24 protein-coding genes are annotated in these 22,514 nt (G+C 42.5%); 19 read left to right on the top strand and 5 right to left on the bottom strand.

Translation table 11 applies throughout. The features are described from left to right. Position 1: 1 nt before the first annotated feature. On the bottom strand, positions 2-586 hold the full coding sequence (locus DKT75_RS01940) for a hypothetical protein (protein WP_109821753.1): 585 nt from the start codon (positions 584-586) through the stop codon (positions 2-4). A 681-nt stretch (positions 587-1,267) separates the two neighbouring features. Between DKT75_RS01940 and coxB the strand changes: the two genes are divergently transcribed. The 7 genes from coxB (at position 1,268) to DKT75_RS01905 (ending at position 7,499) form a co-directional block, all read left to right on the top strand. Continuing rightward, positions 1,268-2,410: a cytochrome c oxidase subunit II gene (gene coxB, locus DKT75_RS01935; RefSeq protein WP_109821752.1), complete on the top strand. Its 1,143-nt coding sequence runs from the start codon at positions 1,268-1,270 to the stop codon at positions 2,408-2,410. Positions 2,411-2,422: 12 nt separating this feature from the next. Continuing rightward, positions 2,423-4,069, top strand: coding sequence for a cytochrome c oxidase subunit I (gene ctaD / locus DKT75_RS01930; protein WP_109821751.1), 1,647 nt, complete (start codon positions 2,423-2,425; stop codon positions 4,067-4,069). 119 nt (positions 4,070-4,188) lie between these two features. After that, positions 4,189-4,725, top strand: a complete 537-nt coding sequence (locus DKT75_RS01925) for a cytochrome c oxidase assembly protein (RefSeq protein ID WP_109821750.1) — start codon at positions 4,189-4,191, stop codon at positions 4,723-4,725. A 32-nt stretch (positions 4,726-4,757) separates the two neighbouring features. Then, the gene (locus DKT75_RS01920; RefSeq protein WP_109821749.1) at positions 4,758-5,633 is read left to right on the top strand and encodes a cytochrome c oxidase subunit 3; all 876 of its coding nucleotides are present in this window, start codon (positions 4,758-4,760) and stop codon (positions 5,631-5,633) included. A gap of 91 nt (positions 5,634-5,724) precedes the next feature. Further along, a complete protein-coding gene (locus DKT75_RS01915) occupies positions 5,725-5,928 on the top strand; it encodes a twin transmembrane helix small protein (protein ID WP_211665114.1) in 204 nt (67 codons plus the stop codon). After that, positions 5,915-6,652 (top strand): SURF1 family protein, encoded by a 738-nt coding sequence (locus DKT75_RS01910; RefSeq protein ID WP_109821748.1) that lies wholly within the window; start codon positions 5,915-5,917, stop codon positions 6,650-6,652. Before DKT75_RS01915 ends, DKT75_RS01910 begins: the two co-directional genes overlap by 14 nt. Before the next feature lie 46 nt (positions 6,653-6,698). Then, the gene (locus DKT75_RS01905; RefSeq protein ID WP_109821747.1) at positions 6,699-7,499 is read left to right on the top strand and encodes a c-type cytochrome; all 801 of its coding nucleotides are present in this window, start codon (positions 6,699-6,701) and stop codon (positions 7,497-7,499) included. Positions 7,500-7,819: 320 nt separating this feature from the next. Here the strand turns inward: DKT75_RS01905 and DKT75_RS01900 are convergent, their stop codons facing one another. Beyond that, positions 7,820-8,635, bottom strand: coding sequence for a DUF2189 domain-containing protein (locus tag DKT75_RS01900; RefSeq protein ID WP_109821746.1), 816 nt, complete (start codon positions 8,633-8,635; stop codon positions 7,820-7,822). Positions 8,636-8,982: 347 nt separating this feature from the next. Here DKT75_RS01900 and petA point away from each other — a divergent pair, with 347 nt between their 5' ends. The 11 genes from petA (at position 8,983) to DKT75_RS01845 (ending at position 17,277) form a co-directional block, all read left to right on the top strand. After that, a complete protein-coding gene (gene petA, locus DKT75_RS01895) occupies positions 8,983-9,576 on the top strand; it encodes a ubiquinol-cytochrome c reductase iron-sulfur subunit (protein ID WP_109821745.1) in 594 nt (197 codons plus the stop codon). Next, positions 9,576-10,964, top strand: a complete 1,389-nt coding sequence (locus tag DKT75_RS01890) for a cytochrome b (protein ID WP_109821744.1) — start codon at positions 9,576-9,578, stop codon at positions 10,962-10,964. Before petA ends, DKT75_RS01890 begins: the two co-directional genes overlap by 1 nt. Beyond that, entirely contained in the window at positions 10,961-11,725 is a 765-nt protein-coding gene (locus DKT75_RS01885; protein WP_109821743.1) for a cytochrome c1, read from the top strand. The genes DKT75_RS01890 and DKT75_RS01885 overlap by 4 nt, the downstream gene beginning before the upstream one ends. An 80-nt stretch (positions 11,726-11,805) precedes the next feature. Then, positions 11,806-12,435, top strand: a complete 630-nt coding sequence (locus DKT75_RS01880) for a glutathione S-transferase N-terminal domain-containing protein (RefSeq protein ID WP_109821742.1) — start codon at positions 11,806-11,808, stop codon at positions 12,433-12,435. Next, on the top strand, positions 12,432-12,833 hold the full coding sequence (locus DKT75_RS01875; RefSeq protein WP_245923036.1) for a ClpXP protease specificity-enhancing factor: 402 nt from the start codon (positions 12,432-12,434) through the stop codon (positions 12,831-12,833). Before DKT75_RS01880 ends, DKT75_RS01875 begins: the two co-directional genes overlap by 4 nt. Then, complete coding sequence (folA, locus tag DKT75_RS01870) at positions 12,830-13,324, top strand: type 3 dihydrofolate reductase (protein ID WP_109821741.1); 495 nt, start codon at positions 12,830-12,832, stop codon at positions 13,322-13,324. Before DKT75_RS01875 ends, folA begins: the two co-directional genes overlap by 4 nt. Positions 13,325-13,340: 16 nt before the next feature. Further along, positions 13,341-14,678, top strand: a complete 1,338-nt coding sequence (locus tag DKT75_RS01865; RefSeq protein WP_109821740.1) for an amidohydrolase family protein — start codon at positions 13,341-13,343, stop codon at positions 14,676-14,678. 189 nt (positions 14,679-14,867) lie between these two features. Continuing rightward, a complete protein-coding gene (pilV, locus tag DKT75_RS01860) occupies positions 14,868-15,392 on the top strand; it encodes a type IV pilus modification protein PilV (RefSeq protein ID WP_109821739.1) in 525 nt (174 codons plus the stop codon). Continuing rightward, the gene (locus DKT75_RS01855; protein ID WP_109821738.1) at positions 15,389-16,213 is read left to right on the top strand and encodes a PilW family protein; all 825 of its coding nucleotides are present in this window, start codon (positions 15,389-15,391) and stop codon (positions 16,211-16,213) included. The genes pilV and DKT75_RS01855 overlap by 4 nt, the downstream gene beginning before the upstream one ends. 9 nt (positions 16,214-16,222) lie before the next feature. Next, entirely contained in the window at positions 16,223-16,726 is a 504-nt protein-coding gene (locus DKT75_RS01850) for a hypothetical protein (protein ID WP_109821737.1), read from the top strand. A 53-nt stretch (positions 16,727-16,779) separates the two neighbouring features. Beyond that, positions 16,780-17,277 carry a type IV pilin protein gene (locus DKT75_RS01845; protein ID WP_109821736.1) on the top strand — a complete coding sequence of 166 codons (498 nt, stop codon included), beginning with the start codon at positions 16,780-16,782 and terminating at the stop codon, positions 17,275-17,277. Between the two features lie 7 nt (positions 17,278-17,284). On the opposite strand, the gene prmC is transcribed toward DKT75_RS01845, so the two are convergent. The 3 genes from prmC to hemA are packed head-to-tail and all read right to left on the bottom strand — an operon-like array spanning position 17,285 to position 20,488. After that, on the bottom strand, positions 17,285-18,124 hold the full coding sequence (gene prmC, locus DKT75_RS01840) for a peptide chain release factor N(5)-glutamine methyltransferase (RefSeq protein ID WP_109821735.1): 840 nt from the start codon (positions 18,122-18,124) through the stop codon (positions 17,285-17,287). A gap of 4 nt (positions 18,125-18,128) precedes the next feature. Next, positions 18,129-19,211 carry a peptide chain release factor 1 gene (gene prfA, locus DKT75_RS01835; RefSeq protein WP_109821734.1) on the bottom strand — a complete coding sequence of 361 codons (1,083 nt, stop codon included), beginning with the start codon at positions 19,209-19,211 and terminating at the stop codon, positions 18,129-18,131. Beyond that, the gene (gene hemA / locus DKT75_RS01830) at positions 19,211-20,488 is read right to left on the bottom strand and encodes a glutamyl-tRNA reductase (protein WP_109821733.1); all 1,278 of its coding nucleotides are present in this window, start codon (positions 20,486-20,488) and stop codon (positions 19,211-19,213) included. The genes prfA and hemA overlap by 1 nt, the downstream gene beginning before the upstream one ends. 277 nt (positions 20,489-20,765) lie before the next feature. Between hemA and DKT75_RS01825 the strand changes: the two genes are divergently transcribed. Then, entirely contained in the window at positions 20,766-22,511 is a 1,746-nt protein-coding gene (locus tag DKT75_RS01825) for a tetratricopeptide repeat protein (RefSeq protein ID WP_109821732.1), read from the top strand. Positions 22,512-22,514: the final 3 nt, after the last annotated feature.

Raw genomic sequence — 22,514 nt, 5'->3', positions numbered from 1 at the left:
ATTAACCGATCTGAGAGTATTTAAGTATGCGCTTGAAATCTTTCATAATGCGCTTAATGTCTGGAGAGTCACCCGTGTAATACATCATCAGGTTACCTAAAGGGTCAATGACATAGATTGGGTGCTCATCAAACTTAGGGAACTGTTTCAAAAACTCACTAGCTTTCTCGTCTGCAATGGCAATCTTCATCTTAGAATAATTGCTGGTTAGTTCTGCGGTATTTGATGGTGCTTGAGGGTAAACGCTTACGGTCTGTAGTCGTCGCATGTCTTCATTGGTTAAAAGTCGCATACGCTTCATTAGTGCTTGTCTAGCTTCACAGGCTTCACCGCAGTCACTTGGTGTAATGTACAGCAGGGTCCATTTGTTTCTAACTAATGCTTCAACGTCTGCGGGTGACTGGTTGACTAAAACGCCTTCAACAGAAAGATTGACGGGAGGTTTGACAAGTGTGCCGTAGTTAGTGGTTTCAACGCTTAAGCCAAGGCGGTCAGCGTTTAAAAACACCAAGCTGCCAAGTATTATCGGTGCAACAAATACTGCAATGAGACCAATTAGTGTTTTCTTCCCTGAAGCCATAGCCATAAGTTTATTTCCCCTCTCTATTAATTGAGTGATTGATACTAGCGCAGATGCTTTTCAGTTCCTATTGTTAATAGTTTTGTGTCTCTCCGCACTTTGCTGTGTTTTCACGGTCTTTTAAGTAAAATAGGGTCCTGTTGATCTGGCACGCAAAGTGGGTGTCCATAATATTCTAGTCAGGCAGGGTATCTCAATCTCATATGCAACAAACAGGTATAAGGTTTAAGTATTATTAAGACTTGGGTCAAAAAAATGCGACTTTTAGTGGTGTTGTGTATTCGGGATGGGCAGAGTTAATGTAAGTATATCTAAGTTTTTCACGGGGTCTTCATCAAGGGTCATGAGCTTATACCGAAGTTTGTTACCCTACTAAAATAACCATTTTGGCCGCATTATTACTTCGACTAATTGAAGTTTTTTATAAGGGTTTAGTTTTTGTAATAGGTGCTAGTAAATTTTCTAACTTGACTGTAGACTGTGAAAATATTAGAGAATTATTTGCGCAAATTATTGTCTTAATGCTTCTTTTAGCTATAGGTCGTAATTGGTTTACTTCGTCTTTTTATCCGGGTAGGTCGCGCAAGTAATACTCACAAAAGTTTTGAAATCTCAACTTACGAAACTTTCGATATATTAATCCGTATAGAACGGATTTTTTTATGAGTCGATACTGGAGGAGGCTATATGTTGAACAACCGATTCTTCGCGACCTTATTCAAAATTTTGATTTTGCCACTGCTTGCAGTGCCAGGGTCAGCATTTGCTGAATATGGTTTGAATCTCCCTAAAGGGGTAACACCAATAAGTCGTGATATATACGGCTTACACATGACCATATTTTGGGTCTGTGTGGGGATAGCGGTTATCGTGTTCGGTGTCATGATCTATTCAATGATCTACCATCGTAAGTCTAAAGGAGCAGTTGCTTCTAACTTCCATGAAAGCACTACCATTGAGTTAATCTGGACCGCAGTGCCGCTGGCTATATTGATAGCGATTGCAGTACCTGCAACTAGGGTTTTGATTGACCTCGAAAATACTGATAAAGCGGACATGACAGTCAAAATTACTGGCTATCAATGGAAGTGGCAGTATGAATATCTCGATAATGGCGTGAGCTTCTTTAGTAACTTAAGTAAGAAGAGTCGTGACGGTATTAAAAATGCTGAAATTCGTAATACAGATGATCACTACCTACAAGACGTAGATAAGCGATTGGTTCTTCCTGTTAACACCCGTGTTCGTTTCTTAATGACTTCTAATGACGTAATTCACTCTTGGTGGGTGCGTGAGTTGGGGGTTAAGCAAGATGCAAACCCTGGTTTCATTAATGACTCATGGGCTTATATAGAAGAAGAGGGTGTTTACCGAGGTAAATGTACTGAGCTTTGCGGTAAAGATCATGGCTTTATGCCCGTCGTCGTTGAAGTGGTGTCTAAAGAAAACTATGCAATATGGGTTGATGAGCAGAAAGCAGAGATAGCCGCTGCTGCCGCTTCGGGTGACCGAGAGTGGAGTATGGATGAGCTAATGACTCGAGGGCAGGAAGTTTATAGTACTAACTGTGCAGCATGTCACGGTACGACAGGTGCCGGTGTGCCAGGTGCGTTCCCAGCAATGGCAGGCAGTGCGATTACTACTCAGCCAGAAAACTTAGAAGCGCATATCGCCATTATTCTAAATGGTCAAGCAGGGACTGCGATGCAAGCATTTGGTAAGCAGTTAAGCGATAGTGATATTGCGGCAGTCGTCACCTATGAGCGTAACGCGTTCGGTAATAATACAGGTGATATCACTCAACCCGCACAGATTAAGTCTGCACGATAAGGAGGCACTGACATGGCAACAACGACAACTGATATTGATGCTGATACGCACCATGATCACGAAGATCATCACCATGGGCCTGAGCCGGGCTTAATGCGTTGGGTCAAAACGACCAATCACAAAGACATTGGCTATCTCTACCTTTGGTTTGCATTTGGAATGCTGCTGATTGGTGGTGCGATGGCGATGGTTATTCGTGCAGAGCTATTTATGCCGGGCCTACAGTTTGTAGAGCCACAGTTCTTTAACCAAATGACGACCATGCACGGTTTGATTATGGTGTTTGGGGCGATCATGCCAGCGTTTGTTGGTTTGGCTAATATCCAGATTCCAACGATGGTTGGAGCGCCAGATATGGCACTGCCTCGTATGAATAACTGGAGCTTCTGGATCTTGCCTTTTGCGGGTGCGATGCTATTAAGCACGATGTTTATGGAGGGTGGTGGACCAGCGTTTGGTTGGACTTTCTACGCACCGTTATCAACAACGTTTGCGCCAGATAGTACTGACTACTTCATCTTCGCGATTCACATGTTAGGTTTCTCATCTATCATGGGTGCAATCAACATCATTGCGACAGTAATGAATATGCGTGCTAGCGGCATGAAGTTGATGGATATGCCGTTGTTCGTATGGACATGGTTTATTACAGCGTTCTTGCTGATTGCAGCGATGCCAGTACTAGCCGGTGCGGTAACAATGATGCTAACTGACCGTAACTTCGGTACTAGTTTCTTTGATGCGGCAGGTGGTGGTGATCCAGTTATGTTCCAGCATATATTCTGGTTCTTTGGTCATCCTGAAGTTTACATCATGATTTTGCCAGCATTTGGTATTGTCTCGCAGATCATCCCGACCTTTGCCCGTAAGCCGCTATTTGGTTATAGCTCAATGGTTTATGCAACAGGTTCTATCGCTATTTTGTCATTTGTCGTTTGGGCGCATCACATGTTCCTAACCGGTATGCCTGTAGCGGGCCAGATGTACTTTATGTATGCGACTATACTGATCTCTGTGCCAACGGGGGTGAAAGTCTTTAACTGGGTTTCAACCATGTGGCGCGGTTCGATGTCATTTGAGATCCCCATGATGTGGGCGGTCGCGTTCGTCATTCTCTTCACTATCGGTGGTTTATCAGGGCTTATGTTGGGAATCGTTCCAGCAGATATTCAATACCATGATACGTACTTCGTTGTTGCTCACTTCCACTATGTATTAGTTAGTGGGGCGCTATTCTCAATTATTGCGGGTGTTTACTACTGGTTACCTAAGTGGTGTGGTCGCATGTTTAATGAGAAATTAGCGACGATTCATTTTTGGTGGGCAGTTATCTCGGTCAACGTTTTGTTCTTCCCAATGCACTTCTTAGGTCTTGCAGGTATGCCTCGTCGTATCCCTGATTATGGTCTTCAGTTTGCGGACTTTAACTTGATCGCAAGTTTAGGTGGTTTCGCATTCGGTCTGTCTTTCTTGCTATTGGCTTACATCGTTGTTGATTGTATTCGTAATGGCAAAGTCGTGAAGGAAGCGCGTGTTTGGGAAAGTGCAAAAGGGTTGGAGTGGACACTTCCAACGCCAGCGCCTTACCACACATTTAACGAAGAGCCATCACGTGAGTTGATTCTTAAAGAGTCTAGTCACACTGGCGATAATCACTAAGTGAGGACTGTAATGTCTGATACTAAACGGAAACAACGCGGTGCAGCGATAACGGCAGTGATTTTCTTTGCTGTTGTTGCTGGCATATTTACGATGACTTTGATGCTTTCAGGACGTTAATGGCCCAGACAAAACCAGTAACAAAAAGTTTTTGGATTAAGTTGGTGATGATACCGCTGGCCATGTTTGGTTTTGCGTTCGCATTAGTCCCGCTCTATGACATCCTCTGTGATGTTACTGGTTTTAATGGTCGGACGACGAATAGTAGTTATCAAAATACGTCAGTCTACGAGGTAGATGAATCCCGCATCGTAACGGTTGGCTTTACAGCGTCTGTTGCTGCTGGTTTCCCAGTGAGCTTCAAGCCTAAAGTCAGTCATATGGATGTTGTTCCTGGGAAGGTCTACACCATGATGTTCTTGGCAGAAAACCGTTCCAACGAGTTTGTTGTGGGTCAAGCGGTGCCAAGTGTTGCGCCAAGTCAGGCTGCAACACATTTCAAAAAATTGGAATGTTTCTGCTTTACTCGTCAAGAGTTTAAGGCGCATGAGCCAGTAGAAATGCCGGTTCGGTTTGTGGTTGAGCCAGACTTGGATGGCAATGTTCAGAACATCACACTTTCGTACAACTTTTTCAGAATAAAACCAGATGCATAACGTATAAGCATTGATGAGTGTAGGAGAAATAAATGCAGTCTAAAGATCAGTATTACGTACCAGAAGGTAGTTATTGGCCAATAGTGGGGTCAGTGGGGATGGCCGCTATGCTTGGTGGTTTTGCGAGCTCGCTGCACGGCGGAATTATGGGTACGGGTATTATGATACTCGGCTTAGTCATAATTTTATTCATGGTGTTTGGTTGGATGGGGCAGGTGGTTCATGAAAGTGAATCTGGTCTCTATAACAAACAAGTAGACAAGTCTTTCCGTATCGGTATGGCTTGGTTTATTTTCTCTGAAGTTATGTTTTTTGCTGCATTCTTCGGCGCGTTATTTTACGCAAGAGAATTCTCCGTGCCTTGGTTGGCCGGTGAAGGCAATAACATGTGGACGGGGAAGTTGCTCTGGCCTGAGTTTAAAGCCGTATGGCCTCTCATTGAAATGCCTAAACCAGAAGCATTCGTTGTTCCAAAGGCTGTTATTCATGCGTGGGAAATCCCTGCACTAAATACGATGCTGTTACTAGCTAGTGGTGCGACGCTAACGTGGGCGCATTGGGCGCTTTATAATGGTAAGCGTGATCAAATTATTTACGGTTTGATGGCTACGATTGCTTTAGGGGTTCTGTTCCTGGGTTTGCAGGTTGCAGAGTACGCCGAAGGTTATGGTCACCTTGACCTAAAGATGACCTCTGGGATTTATGGTAGTACCTTCTATATGCTGACTGGTTTCCACGGGTTGCACGTCACCTTGGGTACCATCATGCTGATCTGTATATTGATGCGCGTTATTCGCGGTCATTTTGATGCAGATAATCATTTCGGATTTGAGGCTGTCGCATGGTACTGGCACTTTGTAGATGTCGTATGGCTTGGTTTGTTCATCTACGTTTACTGGTTCGTCTAAGTTAAATTGCTGTTGTAAAACGCTAAAGTGCTGGTAGAGTTCAGCTTACTTTGGCGTTTTACTTATTGAATAAGATTTTGGGAGCATTATCTTGATAAAAGTTGTGGTGCTGTGCTTCTTTGTATTTATCTTGTATAGCCTTGGTTCTGCAGGGTATTACATGATGAAAGACCCATCGGGTTCACGTCGAATGCTTAAGGCATTAACAATGCGGATTGGAGCGTCAATCTTACTGTTTATGTTTCTGATGTTTTCATATTGGATGGGGTGGATACAGCCAGATGGCGCGCTTTAATTTTGTATTCAAACCAGCACTTATTCCATCGCTAGCTTTCCTTGTTGTTTTTCCTGTGTTGATAATGCTCGGTAACTGGCAGTTAAATCGAGCAGATGAAAAGCGTGGTATTGAGCAGGGCGTTGTTAATGCTATTGCTAAACCGCCGCTGTTGATCAACGAATCAGATCTCAGCACACTTAAAGATGAAGTGTATCGACCAGCGCGGTTGGTGGGGCGATTTGATAATGGTCGTCAGTACCTTTGGGATAATAAAACGAATAAGGGACGGTCAGGTTATCAAGTGTTAACGCCTTTTTTTCTTGATGGTTTGCAGCAGGTCGTCATGATAAATCGTGGTTGGATACCGATTTTAGGGCGTCGCGATGAGTTTCAAGATATTGCTGTCACTGAAGCAGTGGCTAGTATTGATGGAGTGATTAAAACGCCATCCAATGCGATTCAGTTAGCTGAGCGCATTGAAGAAGATGAAATTAATTACCCGTCGGTTATTCAAGCATTTGAACCGTCGGTTTTTGCCACTCAACTAGGTGTAGAGATACTGCCTATTATGATTGAACTGTCACCTGAATCGCCTCAAGGTTATGTTCGGGAGTGGCAGCCGTATTTTGGCAAGATTGGTAAGCATATGGGTTATGCAATGCAGTGGTTTATCATGGCCTTTATTGCATTTTTTTTATATATAAAACTGAATACTAAACGTCGGCAAGATAACCTGACGTAGGTGCTCTTCGTTATACCGAAAACTAATATTTTAACTGGAGGAAGCCATGGCTGGTTCTCACGAAAAATTACCCCGAGTCTTTTGGGTGCAGATCGCTTTAGTCTTGATTGTTGGGTTGTTCTATATCTTTAGTCCATCGCCAAAGTCACATGGTGTCGCTGAGGCAACGCCCGCTCAAAAGCAGATGATAGTTGCGCTAGAGCCTATCGGTAATGTTGAGATCAAAAAAGAAGCTGCGGAGCCTGGTGCTGCAAGAGCAGGTGGCGATACGGTTAAGCGTGTTTGTGCAGTTTGTCACTCCATTGGTTTGGCGAATGCGCCTAAGTTAGAAGCTAGTGCCAAAGCAGATTGGGAAACTAGAATGGCGGGTGATATGAATTCCCTAGTTCAGAGCGCCATAACAGGTAAGGGTGGTATGCCTGCTCGTGGTGGTGATCCAAGTCTGACAGATGAAGAAATGTATGCGGCGGTAGCAGATATGCTTAGTACCGCTGGGATCGAGGTTGCTGCAACCGCTGAAGTGGCTGATACGACAGCTGCAGTTACTGATGTAGAAGCTCCTGTGGTAGAGGTTGCTGCAATTAAGCTTGATACCGTGGTTGCCTCAGCATTGGGTGAGTCTACTTACAAATCATCATGCTTCGCTTGTCACGATACTGGTGCTGCTAATTCACCAATAATTGGAGATAAAATTGCATGGGCGCCTCGCTTAGAAACAGGTGTAGTTGCATTGCATGCCTCGGCTCTAAAGGGTAAAGGCGCTATGCCGGCAAAGGGTGGTAACCCTACACTGTCAGATGAAGAAGTTATTGAGGCTGTTAACTATATTATTGCTAATAGTAAGTAGTTATTGAAATAACTTAATTTGTTAATGCCAAAAGGCCAGTTGTGTAATGCAACTGGCCTTTTTTGTTTGTGGCTTTGTGGGTTGTTGTTGTTGTTGTTGCTCTGGGATAAGTGCTTCAGATCCTGCTAGGGTCGATCTATGTTGTATAGCGGATATTAAGAGGCTTCTGGTATGGCTTGTTTGGGTCGATGCCTTCTGATGGGTGTATGAGGATGAGGTATGTAAGTAGTTGTTTGGCTGGCCTAGGTGTTAGTAAATATCTATAAATAATAGGCAATAAAAAGGCCCCCAAAGTGGAGGCCTAATAAGATCCTTAAATATTACTCACTGACTAGTGGGCCGTTTTCTTCAATGCGATGCTCAGGACGTTCAACTAACTCACGGTAAGCGTGCCAGCTTGCATGTCCGACGATAGGGAATACAACAATCAATCCAATGAAGCCCGTTGCAATGCCAATCAGCATTAGCGTGCCAATCATGGCAGCCCATGTGAACATCTTACGTGGGTTCTTTTTCACAACTCTGATGCTCGTAATGGCGGCACTAACGATGTCTACATTACGATGCATAATCATTGGGATGGAGATAACAGTGACAGCAAACGTAAAGCTGACGATAACTGCTCCAATAAGGAGAAATATTCCAAGAAATAGGATTGTCTGAGGCTCGCTCAATATTTCCATTAAGTTACCTCTGGAAATGTTTAAGTCTTGGAAAAACAAACCTATTAGGAGACCGGTTAGTCGAGTCCACACGGTATGTAGGAAGCCGAGTGCTAGTGCGAAAGTCAGTAGCGTTCCTGTGTTGTTTCTTAATGCAGATAGTGCGTGATGAAGTTTTGGCTCTCGACCAAATTCCATTTCTCGACTCATGTCATACAGACCGATCGCCACAAAGGGACCAACGATCACGAAACCAGTAATTGAACCAAGAATAACACTGGGAGATAGCTCTACAGAAAAGGTCATTATTAAACCAATAGCTGCAATAAAAGCGCCGTACAATAAACTAAGTGTTAGATTGTTTTTAAAGTCATTGTAGCCTTTCTCGAGCCACCTCATAGGTGCCTCGTTATCCACATGATTGACAACGACTTCAGAAAGTCCTTGGTAACCTGTTTGCTCTAATGTAGCCATACATCCTCCAATATATTTAGTGCAGATTTTAGCATATCAGAAAGAGTTGGCTTTTGGTGTGGATGTCCTTAAATAAACACAAAAAGTGGTTGTTTTTTAAGGATTCATTGGATTATGTAATGATATAAGAGTTGTCAGGGACTTATGTAGCCTAAAAGAGTTCAACGAATGTAGTTGGCTAGCTGATTATGACTTGACCTGAATTGCAAGTTGGGCGAGTATACTCCGATTTGCAGCGTGCATTGTTAGCTATCAGCCACGCCTGTTCGAGACGATCGTGCCTTCCACGCGTCTCCGCCGAATGACAATTATCGGCACAGTTACTTAAGATCTGGGAGTAGATTAAAATGGCAGATACCGGAGTGGATAAGAAGCGTAGACGTTTTCTTATTGGTGCTACCTCAGCCGTCGGCGCTGTAGGCGTTGGCGCGATTGCAGTTCCTTTCATTGGCTCATTAACACCTAGTGCACGTGCTTTAGCGGCCGGCGCACCTGTTGAAGTAGATATCGACAAGGTGGAAGCGGGGCAACTGATTCGTGTTATTTGGCGAGGTAAACCAGTTTGGGTGGTTAACCGTACTGACGAAATGCTTACTGCATTACCGACGGTAAATCCAAAACTTAAAGATCCAACGTCACTGGCTTCTATTCAGCCGGAGTACGCAACTAACGAAAATCGTTCCCGCAAAGATCAGTATTTGATAATGGTAGGTATTTGTACTCACCTTGGTTGCTCTCCAACGTACCGTCCAGAAGTTGCGGCAGCTGATCTTGGTGCTGACTGGGTAGGTGGATTCTATTGTCCATGTCACGGTTCGCGTTTTGACCTTGCTGGGCGAGTAATTAAAGGCTCACCTGCTGGAACAAACATGACAGTGCCACCTCATTATTATAAGACTGATTCTTTAATTCGAATTGGCGAAGATGGAGTAGCTGCATAATGAACGGTTTACTGAATTGGATTGATGCTCGATTTCCACTGACAGATACGTGGAATAAGCATATTGCAGAATATTACGCGCCAAAGAACTTTAACTTTTTCTACTTCTTTGGTTCGCTTGCTATGCTGGTTTTGGTATTGCAAATCGTTACAGGTGTTTTCCTGACGATGCATTATAAGCCTGACATTGAATTGGCTTTTGCATCTGTCGAACATATTATGCGTGACGTGCCAGGCGGTTGGTTTATTCGCTATATGCACTCAACTGGCGCATCGATGTTCTTCATTGTTGTTTACTTGCATATGTTCCGTGGTTTGATCTACGGCTCATTTAAAGGACCACGTGAGTTGGTTTGGTTGATCGGAATGCTAATTTACCTAGCGTTGATGGCCGAAGCATTCATGGGCTACATGCTACCTTGGGGACAGATGTCTTTCTGGGGTGCACAGGTAATCATCAATCTATTTAATACGATTCCGTATGTTGGTGAGATTGTCTCTCAGACAATTCGTGGAGACTTTGTTATCTCCGATCCAACATTGAACCGTTTCTTCGCATTCCACGTTATTGCAGTACCATTGATCCTTGTTGGTTTGGTATTTGTACATATCGTTGCGCTTCATCAGGTTGGTTCCAATAACCCTGATGGCGTTGATATCAAGCAACACAAAGATGAAAATGGTATTCCATTAGATGGTATTCCATTCCACCCTTACTACACGGTTAAAGATATTGTAGGTGTTGTCGGTTTTTTCATCGTCTTCTTTGCAATATTGTTCTTTATGCCAGAAGGTGGTGGTTACTTCTTAGAGTACCCTAACTTTGAACCAGCAAATCCATTAAAGACGCCTGAGCACATTGCGCCTGTTTGGTACTTCACACCTTTTTATACAGTGCTTAGAGCTGTGCCTGACCCATTCTTGGGTACGTTGGCAATGTTCGCTGCTATCGCGGTGTTGTTTGTATTACCTTGGCTCGATAAGAACCCAATCAAATCAATTCGCTACCGTAACAAGGCGCATTACATTAATTTGGTTTGGTTCTGTGTTGCTTTCGTAGTTTTGGGTGTTTTGGGTGTTAAGGCAGTTACACCATTCTTAGGTGAGCTGGGTATTCGTTGTACTCAAGTGTACTTCTTATTCTTTGCTGTGACTCACGCACACAGTCGCCCTATGAAAGTTAACTACGTTGTTTGGTTTGCAGTTTTGTTTGGCATTACTATCATTTGGGATTTAACGCGTTACGCTGATCTTAGTGGTGAGAGTGTTGCTATTTTCTGGCAGCTATTAACAGTTCCATTTGTTTATTTATTGTCTACCTTGATCCTACCAATGTTCGTATCAAGTTTTAATAAAGAGAAAGAAGTACCAACGAGGGTGACAGGATGAAATTGAAGTCATTGAAATTACTGCTTGCTACTCTGACGCTAGGACTTGCAACGGCATTTCCAGTGGCAAATGCTGCTGGTAGTTCAGTTGAGTTAAAAGATGCTCAGGTAGATCTTGATAATAAGTTGAGTATGGCGCGTGGTGCAAAGTACTACGCTAATTATTGCATGGGTTGTCATTCTTTAAAGTTTAGTCGTTACAATCGAGTGGCTACTGATTTAGGCTTAGACGATGAGTCTATTAAGTCAATTATCTTTACGCGTGACGAAGATGATGTCATGAGTAAATCAGGTTCACTAATGATTAGTGCAATCCCTAGTAAGGATGCGGCAAATTGGTTTGGTACCGCACCACCAGATTTATCGCTAGTTGCACGTTCACGTAAGAGTGGTGATTGGATTTATAGTTACCTTACAAGTTTCTATAAAGATGATAGTCGTCCATTTGGCGTTAACAACTTAGTGTTTGAAAATGTGGGTATGCCACATGTACTCCAAGAGTTGCAAGGTATGCAAGAGCTTGAAGTTCATGATGACGGTCATGGCCATGTTACAAAAACATTGAAGTTAGCAGAGCCGGGTAAGATGTCTGTTGGTGAATTTGACCAACTCGCTAAAGACCTAACTAACTTTTTAGTTTATGTAGGTGAGCCTGCTCAACTACACCGTACTTATTATGGTATTTTGACGTTATTATTCTTGTTCGTTTTCTTCATAGTAGCTTATCTACTTAAGAAAGAATTCTGGAAGGATATTCATTAATCACGTTTTGCTGTAGTATTCCGAGGCTACCTCAGTTTTGAGGTAGCCTTTTTTGTATTCTGGATCTAGGAGATATTTGAATGAGTTCAGTTTCTAATCGACGTTCTGTGATGACATTATTTACACTACCTGACTGTGCAGACTGTCATCGTGTAAGAATAGTGTTAGCAGAGAAAGACATCACTGTAGACATTATAGAAATTGATCCGGATAACAAACCCGAAGATCTCGCAGAGTTAAATCCGTATAACACTGCACCAACATTGATAGACAGAGATCTTGTGCTGTATGACGCACGAGTGATTATGGAGTATCTGGATGAGCGTTTTCCTCACCCACCATTGATGCCTGTTGATCCTGTTACACGTGCGCATTCACGTCTTGCTTTGTACCGCATTGAAAAAGATTGGTATAGTCTATTACGTGATATGGAAGGTACTGATCAAGCAAGAGCTGACGAAGCACGTCGTATTTTACGCGAAGGCGTATTATCTGCAGTTGACGTATTTGCGATTAAGCCTTACTTCTTAAGTAATGATTTCTCTTTGGTGGATTGCACAATCGCACCAGTATTATGGCGTTTGCCTAAGTACGGTATCGACTTGCCTGCTACTGACGTAAAGCCTCTGATGCGCTATATGGATCGTGTTTTCTCTCGTGAGATGTTTCAATTCTCGTTGACTGAAGCTGAGAAAAACATCCGTCCATGATGACTTCTAATCGCCCTTATTTGATGCGTGCCATTTACGAGTGGATTCTCGATAATGACATGACACCTCATGTTTTGATTGATGCTGACTTACCTACTGTAGAAGTTCCTCGGCAGTATGTTGAGGAAGGGCGGATTGTCTTAAATATATCGCCTGGTGCTGTACAGCAGTTTGCGATTGATAATGACTGTCTCGGTTTTAGTGCACGTTTTGGTGGTAAGCCTTTCTCTATTTATGCACCTATAAATGCAGTACGTGCAATCTATGCTGCTGAAAATAGCGAAGGTATGATGTTTGAGTTATTGCCTACTTCTGATTCTGATGAAGAGGTGACTGGGTCAGATGACCCAGAACCAACACCACCGCCTAAGCGACCTTCTTTACGCGTGGTAAAATGATCGTTTCGATGATTGTTGCGATGGCAGAGGATCGAGTCATTGGTTTAAATGGCTCGATGCCTTGGCATCTTCCTGCAGATTTTGCATATTTCAAGAAAAGCACAATGGGTTGTCCTATCATTATGGGACGTAAGACCTTTGACTCTATCGGTAAGCGATTACCTGGACGTCGAAATATCGTGTTAACTCGTTCAAGTGATTTAGTTATTGCTGGATGTGATGTGGTAACAAGCCTTGATGAGGCTTTAGCTTTAGTCGATAAAGAACACGAAGTGTTTATCATCGGTGGACAGCAGCTTTATGAGCAGGCTTTGCCTATTGCAAATCGTCTATATCTAACTCACATTCAAACGAAGTTAGAAGGGGATACTTGCTTCCCCGATTATTCCAATTACCCTTGGAAGCAAATACGACACGAAGTTTTTTCATCAGATGAAAAAAATATGTATTCCTATAGTTTTGAATTGTTAGAGAAAACTTTTTCCTCATAACAAGTAGAAGGGAATTATGACTACCTTACTTATTTGCAATGCGCAGTTGGTGAATGAGGGTGTTATTTTTGAATCAGATGTCTATATTCGTGACGGTCGGATTGAACAAATAAGCCCAAATTTAAGTCACTTATCCTCAGATCGTTTTATTGATGCAAAAGGCCTGTATTTACTGCCAGGTATGATTGATACTCAGTTTAGTCTTGCTAGCAGCACTTTTAGTGAAGAGCGATTTTTGTCTGAAACTAGTGCGGCTGTTGCGGGTGGAATAACGAGTGTTATGTTGTTGCCCACTATTAATAGCGAGCAAAAAACTGGTTTACCCAAGGCCAAGCAGCTTGAGCAATTACGACCGAATTTAAAAAATAACTTAGCAATTTATGAAGTCGCAAACCCTATAAACTTGGGTGTTTATGTAGATTCTAGTATTAAAGGCCATATTTGTGCCGTTTTTGCATCGATGATTGGAGTCAGTGATTATTATCGGTTTGATAGTTTGCAGTTAGTTGAGGAGCTGGTCGGTTTATCTTCTGTTGTTGTGGCGATTGAGGCCGATGATATGCCATCGGTACTCGAAAATGAAGAAAGTTATCGTCAGATTTATGGTGATGATATACCTATTCCATTTCATTCGGTAATTCGAGGTGCCAAATCTTGCGCTGATACTACAGAAGCTGTCTTAGGTATTTCCGAAAAATTAAATAAGCAAATACATATACTGCACGTCTCTTGTACTGAAGAGATTGAGCTAATTGAAAGCGCTAAAAGACACGATAGCTTAGTAACTGCTGATGTTTGTAGTCATTTCTTGACGTTTTCTGAGAGTGATTACGAGCAGAAGGGGGCGTTACTTAAGTATAACCCCGCCATAAAATCTGATATTGATAGAGCTTCTCTGATGCAGGGGCTTCTAGATAATAATATTACGAATATTTGCTCTGGTCACACTCCTTATTCCCTTAAAGAAAAGCAAGGTTCCTACTTTGAAGTAGCTGCTGGTATGCCTCAAGCCCAGTTGGCTTTGCCTGCAATTCTAGAACACTTTCAAGATCAAATTTTTAGCTTAGAGTTGATTGTTGAAAAAATAAGTCACTCTGTGGCCGATACATTTCTGATTAAGGATAGAGGGTATATACGTGAGGGATATTGGGCAGACTTGGTGCTAGTAGATATTGATGAGTCGTTCATAGCCCGTAACGAAGATGTATTGTCTACCGCTGGTTGGACTATTTATTCAGGTAATGAATTTCGTTCCTCTGTCGTTAATACCATCGTAAATGGTGACGTTGTTTGGTCCAAGAAAGATGATGTGGATGTTCGTGGGTCAGGTAAATTACTTGAGTTCAATCGCTGATAGTAAAGGGTATTTTAAGTAGTCAATTTGCTTCAACCCTACCTCACGCCGAGCCTTCTGATCGGTGGTACTTCCATTCAAAGTGTGATTTTCGTTACAATAATTAAAATATTAAAAATAAAACGCACACGATATCACCAGTGTAATAGTCGGTTCAGCCTAAAAAATAAAAATAGAGGCAGTATTACAATGCATTATTCTTCGTCACAGCGAGGCTTCAGTTTAATAGAAGTTCTTGTTGCCGTAGTGATTGTCGCCATCGGCTTAGTCGGTGTTGCTGGCATGCAGTTCGTTGGTTTAAAAGGTAATCAGCAAGCTTTCTCAAAAAACCAAGCAGCCCATCATGTTCAAGCTCTACTAGAGCGTATGCGAAGCAACCCTAATGGTGTTTCTGCTGGAAACTATGTTGTCGATAGCTCAACGTTAAATTGCTCCCTAGCTCCTGCGGCTAACTGTGGTTTGAGTACCGCGACATGTTCTTCCGAAGATATGGCCAATTACGATCTATTTAGTGCTTACTGCGGAAAAACTGGGAATGCCTTTGCTGGTATGAAAGGTGGACTCAGTAATGCTAGCTTAAATATTACCTGTGCAGCCGGTTGTGATGATGGACTTACATTTTCATTGGCTTGGGATGAGCAAAAACTGGGCGAAGAAAATAGCGGAAGCGTTACGGTTCCTCGTGAATTAGTAATCAACACGGTTATCAAATGATGAAAAAAACAATTTTCAAACAACGGGGTCTATCACTTCTTGAGCTGATGATTGCATTAGTCCTTGGTCTATTTATCATTGTTGGCATTAGTTATGTCTATATCAGCGGGAAGAAATCTAGCATTACGACTGATCAGGTTTCAATGTTACAAGATAATGGACGTGCGGTACTTCAACAGCTCACTGATGTCATTCAGCATGCGGGTTACTCGTCTGACTTAGTTGCTCCATTTGATGATGTATTTATTCAGGGTGCGGTTGGTTCTACTAGTTGTTCTGGTTCAGTAGACAGTGTTATGGAGCCTAGTTTGTTCTCTGCAATGACAAATAATACGACTTTTGGTGACACCTTAGGTGTGGTGTATATGGGTGATGATAGTTTAAATACAGACTGTGCGGGCAACGAGTTACCTGAAACATGTCGCTTAGGTGGTGATGCATCGAGTGATGCCGCTAAGATTTATAATCAGTTTTTTGTCGCCAATAACGCGGCGGGAGTACCTGCCTTGAATTGCAGCGGATCAAGATCATCGGCTTCAGAAGAAATTGCAGAAGGCGTTGAAAATATTCAATTTGTTTATGGTGAAGATTTAGATGCTGATGGGATAGCGGATCGTTACGTAAACTCTACAGATGTGACTAGCTGGCAAGAAGTAGTCAGTGTAAATATTACTGTACTAGTTAGATCATTGAAGGCAGTTGGTAACGCTAATGCCGCACGTAGTTATCAGCTTTCAGAAGATGAAACTATCAATACTAACGACCGTTACTTACGTGCCGTCTTTACTGCAACCGTCAGACTACGCAATGTTATTTTATAGGAGTCTAAGATGAGATACGTATCACGAAAAAAACAGCAGGGTGTGGTGTTACTTTGGGCGTTAGGGATTTTATTAGTGTTGACGATAGTTAGTGTCAGCTCAGTGAGGGTTTCAAGCACTAATACAATGGTTTCGGGTAATAGCTTAGCCACTATGTTGGTCTATCAAGGTGCTGAGTCGACACTGAGCAAGGTGACCAATATGAACTATGTGAACGAAGCTGCACTTACTTTACCTAGTAAAAGCAAAGCTGTTCCTGCCGCTGACTTACCCAATGAAGCAGTGAGTGGCGGTAGTTTAAGTTCTACCGCTACGGTTAGTTTCACTGATTATATTGCCTGTTCTGTTTCTACTGGCGTTGCAATGTCTACGAACTCAACGGCTTCTGCAGGTGGAGTCACGTGTCAGTTATATAAGATTGAGGCGGAATCAAGACTCAAAGGAACGGGTGCAAAGAAAGAGCATCTCTCAGGTGTTGCTATTTACGTGCCACCATTAAACTCGGCTCGGTAGCGTAATTTACGTATTAGTGAACTAAAAAATTATAAATAATAGAGAGTGAAATAGTGAATAATAAAAATAAAGGATTTTCACTGATCGAATTAATGATCACTGTAGCAATACTGGGTATTTTGAGCGCAATTACTGTGCCGTCATATATGAAATACGTTCAAAAAACCAAACGCACTGAAGCCAAAGCGGAAGTGCTTCGCTTGGCGCAACTACAAGAAAGTTACTATGTTCAAAACTTAAGTTATGCGGTCGCTACAAACGGTACTGGCGGGCTTGGTTTTACTGGAGCAACAGTTACAACAGAAACTGGGCTTTATACAGCTTCGGTGCAGGGTTATGGCGCAGATGGTACTACCACGTGTAGTGGCGATAGTGTCACACCTTGCGTGAGTTATATTGTTGAAGCGCTGGTTGTTTCAACTGCTTCTCAGTCTCAAGATACCGCATGTGCTAATGGGTTCCGATTGTCTAATACGGGGGCTAAGCAAGCGAGAAGTTCATCTGATACTGCTTGGACAAGTACTGCAGCACGAGATGAGTGCTGGAACTAACAAGTCACTAAGATTTGGTCAATTGACCGATAGTTATGCGGTCATTACCAGGTAGATCTTTAAGGCAGGTTGCATTTTTGTAGCCTGCCTTTTTTAGTCCCTCAGTAGTTATATCACCTTGATCATAACCATGTTCTAGCATTAGCCATCCATTCGTTTTTAAGTACTTTGAGGCTTTGTTAGTAATCGTTGCCAAATCGGCTAACCCTTTATCTTCGGCGCATAAAGCGCTTAAGGGTTCAAAGCGTATTCCCGTTTGCATATGCCGATCTTGAGGATCAATATAAGGTGGGTTACTAATGATTAGGTCGAAATCAGTTTGGTCTATTTGATTAAACCAGTCAGATTGTAAAAAACTGACGTTGGTGATTTTTAGTGCTTCTTTATTGTGCTGTGCGACAATCAAAGCATCAGAAGATAAGTCGGTTGCAACGATCTCGCTATCAGGTCTTTCTGACGCAAGTGACAGTGCAATTGCACCAGAGCCTGTGCCTAGCTCTAAAATACGAGGATTACTTATAGGTGCTAGTTTTTCTAAAGCGGTCTCTACTAAAAGCTCAGTATCAGCTCTTGGGATGAGTACTGATTCATTCACTGCAAACATTAAAGACCAAAATTCTTGGTAGCCTGTAAGGTAAGCAACAGGGTATTGGTCCTTTCGTTTGACTAAAGCCTGATTGAAGTCTTGTCGTTGTTTTTCTGTAAGTTCTACCTCAGGCCATGCGAATAAATAGCTGCGATTCTTATCTAGAAAATGGGATAAGAGAATTTCTGCATCTAATCTAGGGCTCGATGTATGAGTTTCAAGAAGGGCAGTTGCATCCTTTAATGTAGTATCAATTCGCACTGAATTAACCTTGTTCTGCCATAGCTGCTAATAAGTCAGCTTGATGCTCACTGATGATCGGATCAATAATGGAATCTAGGCCGCCAGCAATAACTTCATCCAACTTATAAAGTGTTAAGTTGATGCGATGGTCAGTCACGCGACTTTGTGGGTAGTTGTAAGTTCTAATTCTTTCTGAGCGATCACCACTACCAACTAAGCTACGGCGTGCTTCTGCTTGCTCGTTATGTTGAACCTGTCTTTCAGCTTCAAGAATTCTAGACTGAAGTAATGACATCGCACGCGCACGGTTTTTATGCTGTGAACGCTCATCCTGACATTCGACAACAGTTCCAGTAGGTAGGTGAGTGATACGAATCGCCGAGTCAGTCTTATTAACATGCTGCCCACCAGCACCAGAGGCACGGAAGGTATCAACACGGATATCAGAGCTTTTAATTTCTTGAGCTTTAACAGCATCAATTTCAGGCATGATCGCAACAGTCGCAGCTGATGTGTGTACTCGACCTTGTGACTCAGTCTCAGGGACGCGCTGAACGCGGTGAGCGCCTGACTCAAACTTCAGTCGAGAATAAGCACCATTACCAATAATTCGTAATACTGCTTCTTTGTAACCACCATGTTCACCAATGTTTTGGCTAATAACCTCAACCTGCCAGCCGCGAACTTCTGCATAACGCGAATACATTCTGAACAGATCACCAGCGAATATTGCCGCTTCATCTCCACCAGTACCTGCTCGTACCTCAAGGAAGATGTTGCTATCATCATTTGGATCTTTAGGGAGTAATAACACTTGTAAACTGACTTCTAGTGCAGCTAATTCTTTATCCGCATCTTTAAGCTCTTCTTGAGCAAGCTCTTTAATTTCGGGATCATCAAGCATTTCTAGTGCGGTTTCTTTGTTTTCAGTCGCCACTAGATAACGTTTGTGCTCATTTACGACAGGCTCTAGTTGGCTGTACTCCATAGAGAGCTTACGAAATTGGTTTTGATCACTAATGATTTCGTTTTCAGAAAGCAGAACGGCAATTTCTTCATAGCGTTCACTAAGGTTTTCAAGTTTGAGCAGAATTGATGGTTTCACTAATGATCTTCTTTTGATTCTTTGGGATCGCTTTCCAGTCCAAGTATTTTGACAGCAGCTTGTAGCGTGTCTAAGTCACCGGCATGAGCCGCGTGATTCATGGTCTGGGTAGGGATGTGGCCAATTTTATTGGTTAAGGTGTGAGCCAGAAATTGTAGCGCTTCCTCAGGAGTTTTACCATTTCTGAGTTGCTTCTGTGCTTTAGCAAGCGTTTCCTGCTTAAAGTCTTCTAATTTATTGCGGTACTGCTTAACTCGCTCAATTTGATGTTGAGCGTTAAGCCACCCCATAAATGTGTCTGTTTCTTGGCTAACAAGGGTTTCAGCAACTTCAGCTGCACGTCGTCGAGAGTCAATATTTTGATCAACAACAGACTGAAGATCGTCGACGGTATAAAGGTAGATGTCGTTGAGATCTCCAACTTCAGCCTCGATATCTCTCGGTACAGCGATATCCACCATGAAAATAGGGCGGTGTTTACGTTTTTTGAGTGCATTTTCAACGCTTCCTTTACCGATAATAGGAATAGGGGCGGCAGTTGAGGAAATTACAATGTCTGCTAACTCAAGATGAGTGCTGATGCTGGGTATATCAATAACTTCGGCATCAAGTGCATCGCCCAGTGCTTTAGCGTTCTCTTTGCTTCGATTGGCAATAATAATATGCTTAATACCAGCGCCTTTCAGGTGTCGACCAACCAGTTCTATCGTTTCACCTGCACCAATAAGCAGTGCAGTCTGATTGCTTAAGTCACCAAAAATTTGTCGTGCTAGGCTGACTGCCGCATAAGCGACAGAAACTGGGTTAGAGCCGATGTCGGTATCGGTTCGTACTTTTTTCGCCGTAGAAAATGCGTGCTGCATGAGGCGGTTTAGTTTACCACCGGTAGCTTTATGTTCAGTTGCAACTCTCAGTGCTGTTTTAAGTTGCCCTAATATTTGAGGTTCGCCCAATACCATTGAGTCAAGGCCACTCGCGACACGGAATGCATGCTGTACGGCTTCTTGTCCAGATAGCTGATAGATATACGGTTTGAGGTCTTCTTCGTTAAAGTTATGCTGCTGTATGTACCAGTTAGTCAGTGCTTCAGCAGATGTATTGTCATCCACGTTTGCATAGATCTCGGTACGATTACAGGTAGAAAGTATAACTTTTTCATCAATAAGTGATGAATTGTCATCAAGTGTGTCGTGTAACTGCTGATCAGAGAACGCAACTTTCTCGCGAATTGAGACGGGTGCAGTTTTGTGGTTAATACCAATGACAGTAATTGACATACAGAAGAGAATTTCTTTCGAACAATCAGGAGAGTAGATTCTCTGACAGCTGCCTTAGGATTACAAGAAGACTTTCAGTAATGCGAGCATAGATAGATAAAAGAATAAATAAGGAGGCCAAAAACTGGGCAATGTGATCAGTGGTAGTGAATAATAAGCTTCCAGTTAGCAGCTTTTTTGATCACTTCATTCAAACGTGCTGGTTTTATTGGAGGCTTTACGGTAGAAATGAACGTAATTAAATAATAATACATTGGACTATTTGATAGTGATATTCATGCAAAGACAATTGTTGGTACGATGCTTATCCATATTTATGACCGCTGGCATAACGCTAACGGCCACAGGTTGCCAAGATACCGACCTACCATTGGTAGATACTAGCGTCGTTGCTGAAAAGGCTTCTAGTCCTATGGCTTCGTCAGTTCATCCTGATGAAAAAATGTACCACACCTTAGCAGCTGAGATGTATCGTCTAGAAGGCGATGACGCAACGGCGACGTTACATTATGAAAAGATATTGCAGGGTAGTACCGATATAGGTCTAGCTAAAATTGCGACGGAAACGGCTGCCCAGACTGAGTATTTGGAAATTGCAGTGGCTAATGCTCGTCACTGGGTTAGTCTAAGTGAAGATCAAGTTGAAGCTCGACAGTATCTTGCGTTGTTGTTATTGCGTAGTGACCAGTTTGAAAATGCTGCTGCAGAGTTATCTGTCATTGATCAGCGCATTACTGATGCAGGGCATGATGGTCTATCATTTATTACTTCGTTAATCTCATTAGAGTCTCACAAAGAGCAGGCTTTTAATGCCTTTGAAGCGTATGTGAAATCTTATAATAACTCTCCTGCGGCACAGTTAAAGTTGGCAAGCTTAGCATTGAAGCAACATGGAGCAGAGTCTGCACTTAGTCGTTTAAATAGCTTGAGTGGTGAGTTAACCACAGAAGAGCAAGAGTCCTTATTGATTTTGCGTAGTAAGGTACTTCACAAGCAGGGTGATATTGAAGGCTCGATAGGCATCATGCGTCAGTTGGTTGATAGGCCTAATGTAGACGATATGACTCGTTTAGAGTATGCAAGGCTATTGATGCTTAATGATGATGAGTTAGGTGCCACAGCGCAATTACAGGCTGTATATGTCAATACACCGACAAATCTCGAAGTACTTAAATCTTTAGTGGGTTTGCGCTTAGCGCAAGGGCAATTTGCGCAAGCGGAAGTCTATGCAAAAACATTAGCAGAAAATGTAGTTTATGCGAGTGTCGCGCATCATTATCTTGCTGAGATCCACGAAAGTCGCAATGAGATGGATGAAGCGATTCGTGAATATAGTAAAGTAGGGGGTGGTAACTACTTTAGTAGTGCGCAACAGCGAATTTCTGAGTTATTGGTAGAACAGTACAGTTTAGATATAGCAACGAGTTGGTTATCAGAAACTCGTAATAAAGTTGACTCAGATGAGCAAAAATTCCTGTATTGGCGCTTAGAAGCAAGACTAAGAGCTCGTTATAAGGATGATAAAGGTGCGCTTAATGCATACCGTCGTGCTCACCAGTTAGATAGTAATAATGGACGCATGAATTACCAGTATGCGATGACTGCCCAAGTGGTTGGTGAGGTCGCTCTAGCAGAAAAGCTACTGATTGATATGATCGAACGAAATCCTTCAGATGCTGATGCCTTTAATACTTTAGGTTATATGTTGCTTGAAGAAACTGAACGTTTAGATGATGCGTCTGCTTATATACTGAAGGCTTATGAGCTTCGACCAAATGATGCGATTATTCTTGACAGTTTAGGGTGGTTATACTTCAAACAAGGTAAAATCAATGATGCCGTCGCTTTATTGATGAGTGCTTATGAGAAAACCGACAATCCAGAAATCGCAACACACCTGATTGAGGTGCTTATTACTCAGGGACAGAGAAAGGAAGCGATTGCGTTATTAGCTCGTGCAATGGAGCAGTATCCAAATGATGAGCAGTTAAAGTCCATTAAGAAAAAGATTATAGATATATAATAA

Source organism: Leucothrix arctica (genome assembly GCF_003172895.1).
Taxonomy (GTDB): domain Bacteria; phylum Pseudomonadota; class Gammaproteobacteria; order Thiotrichales; family Thiotrichaceae; genus Leucothrix; species Leucothrix arctica.
The sequence above is the reverse complement of the archived record's forward strand: the minus strand, read 5'-3'. Positions and strand labels throughout refer to the sequence as shown.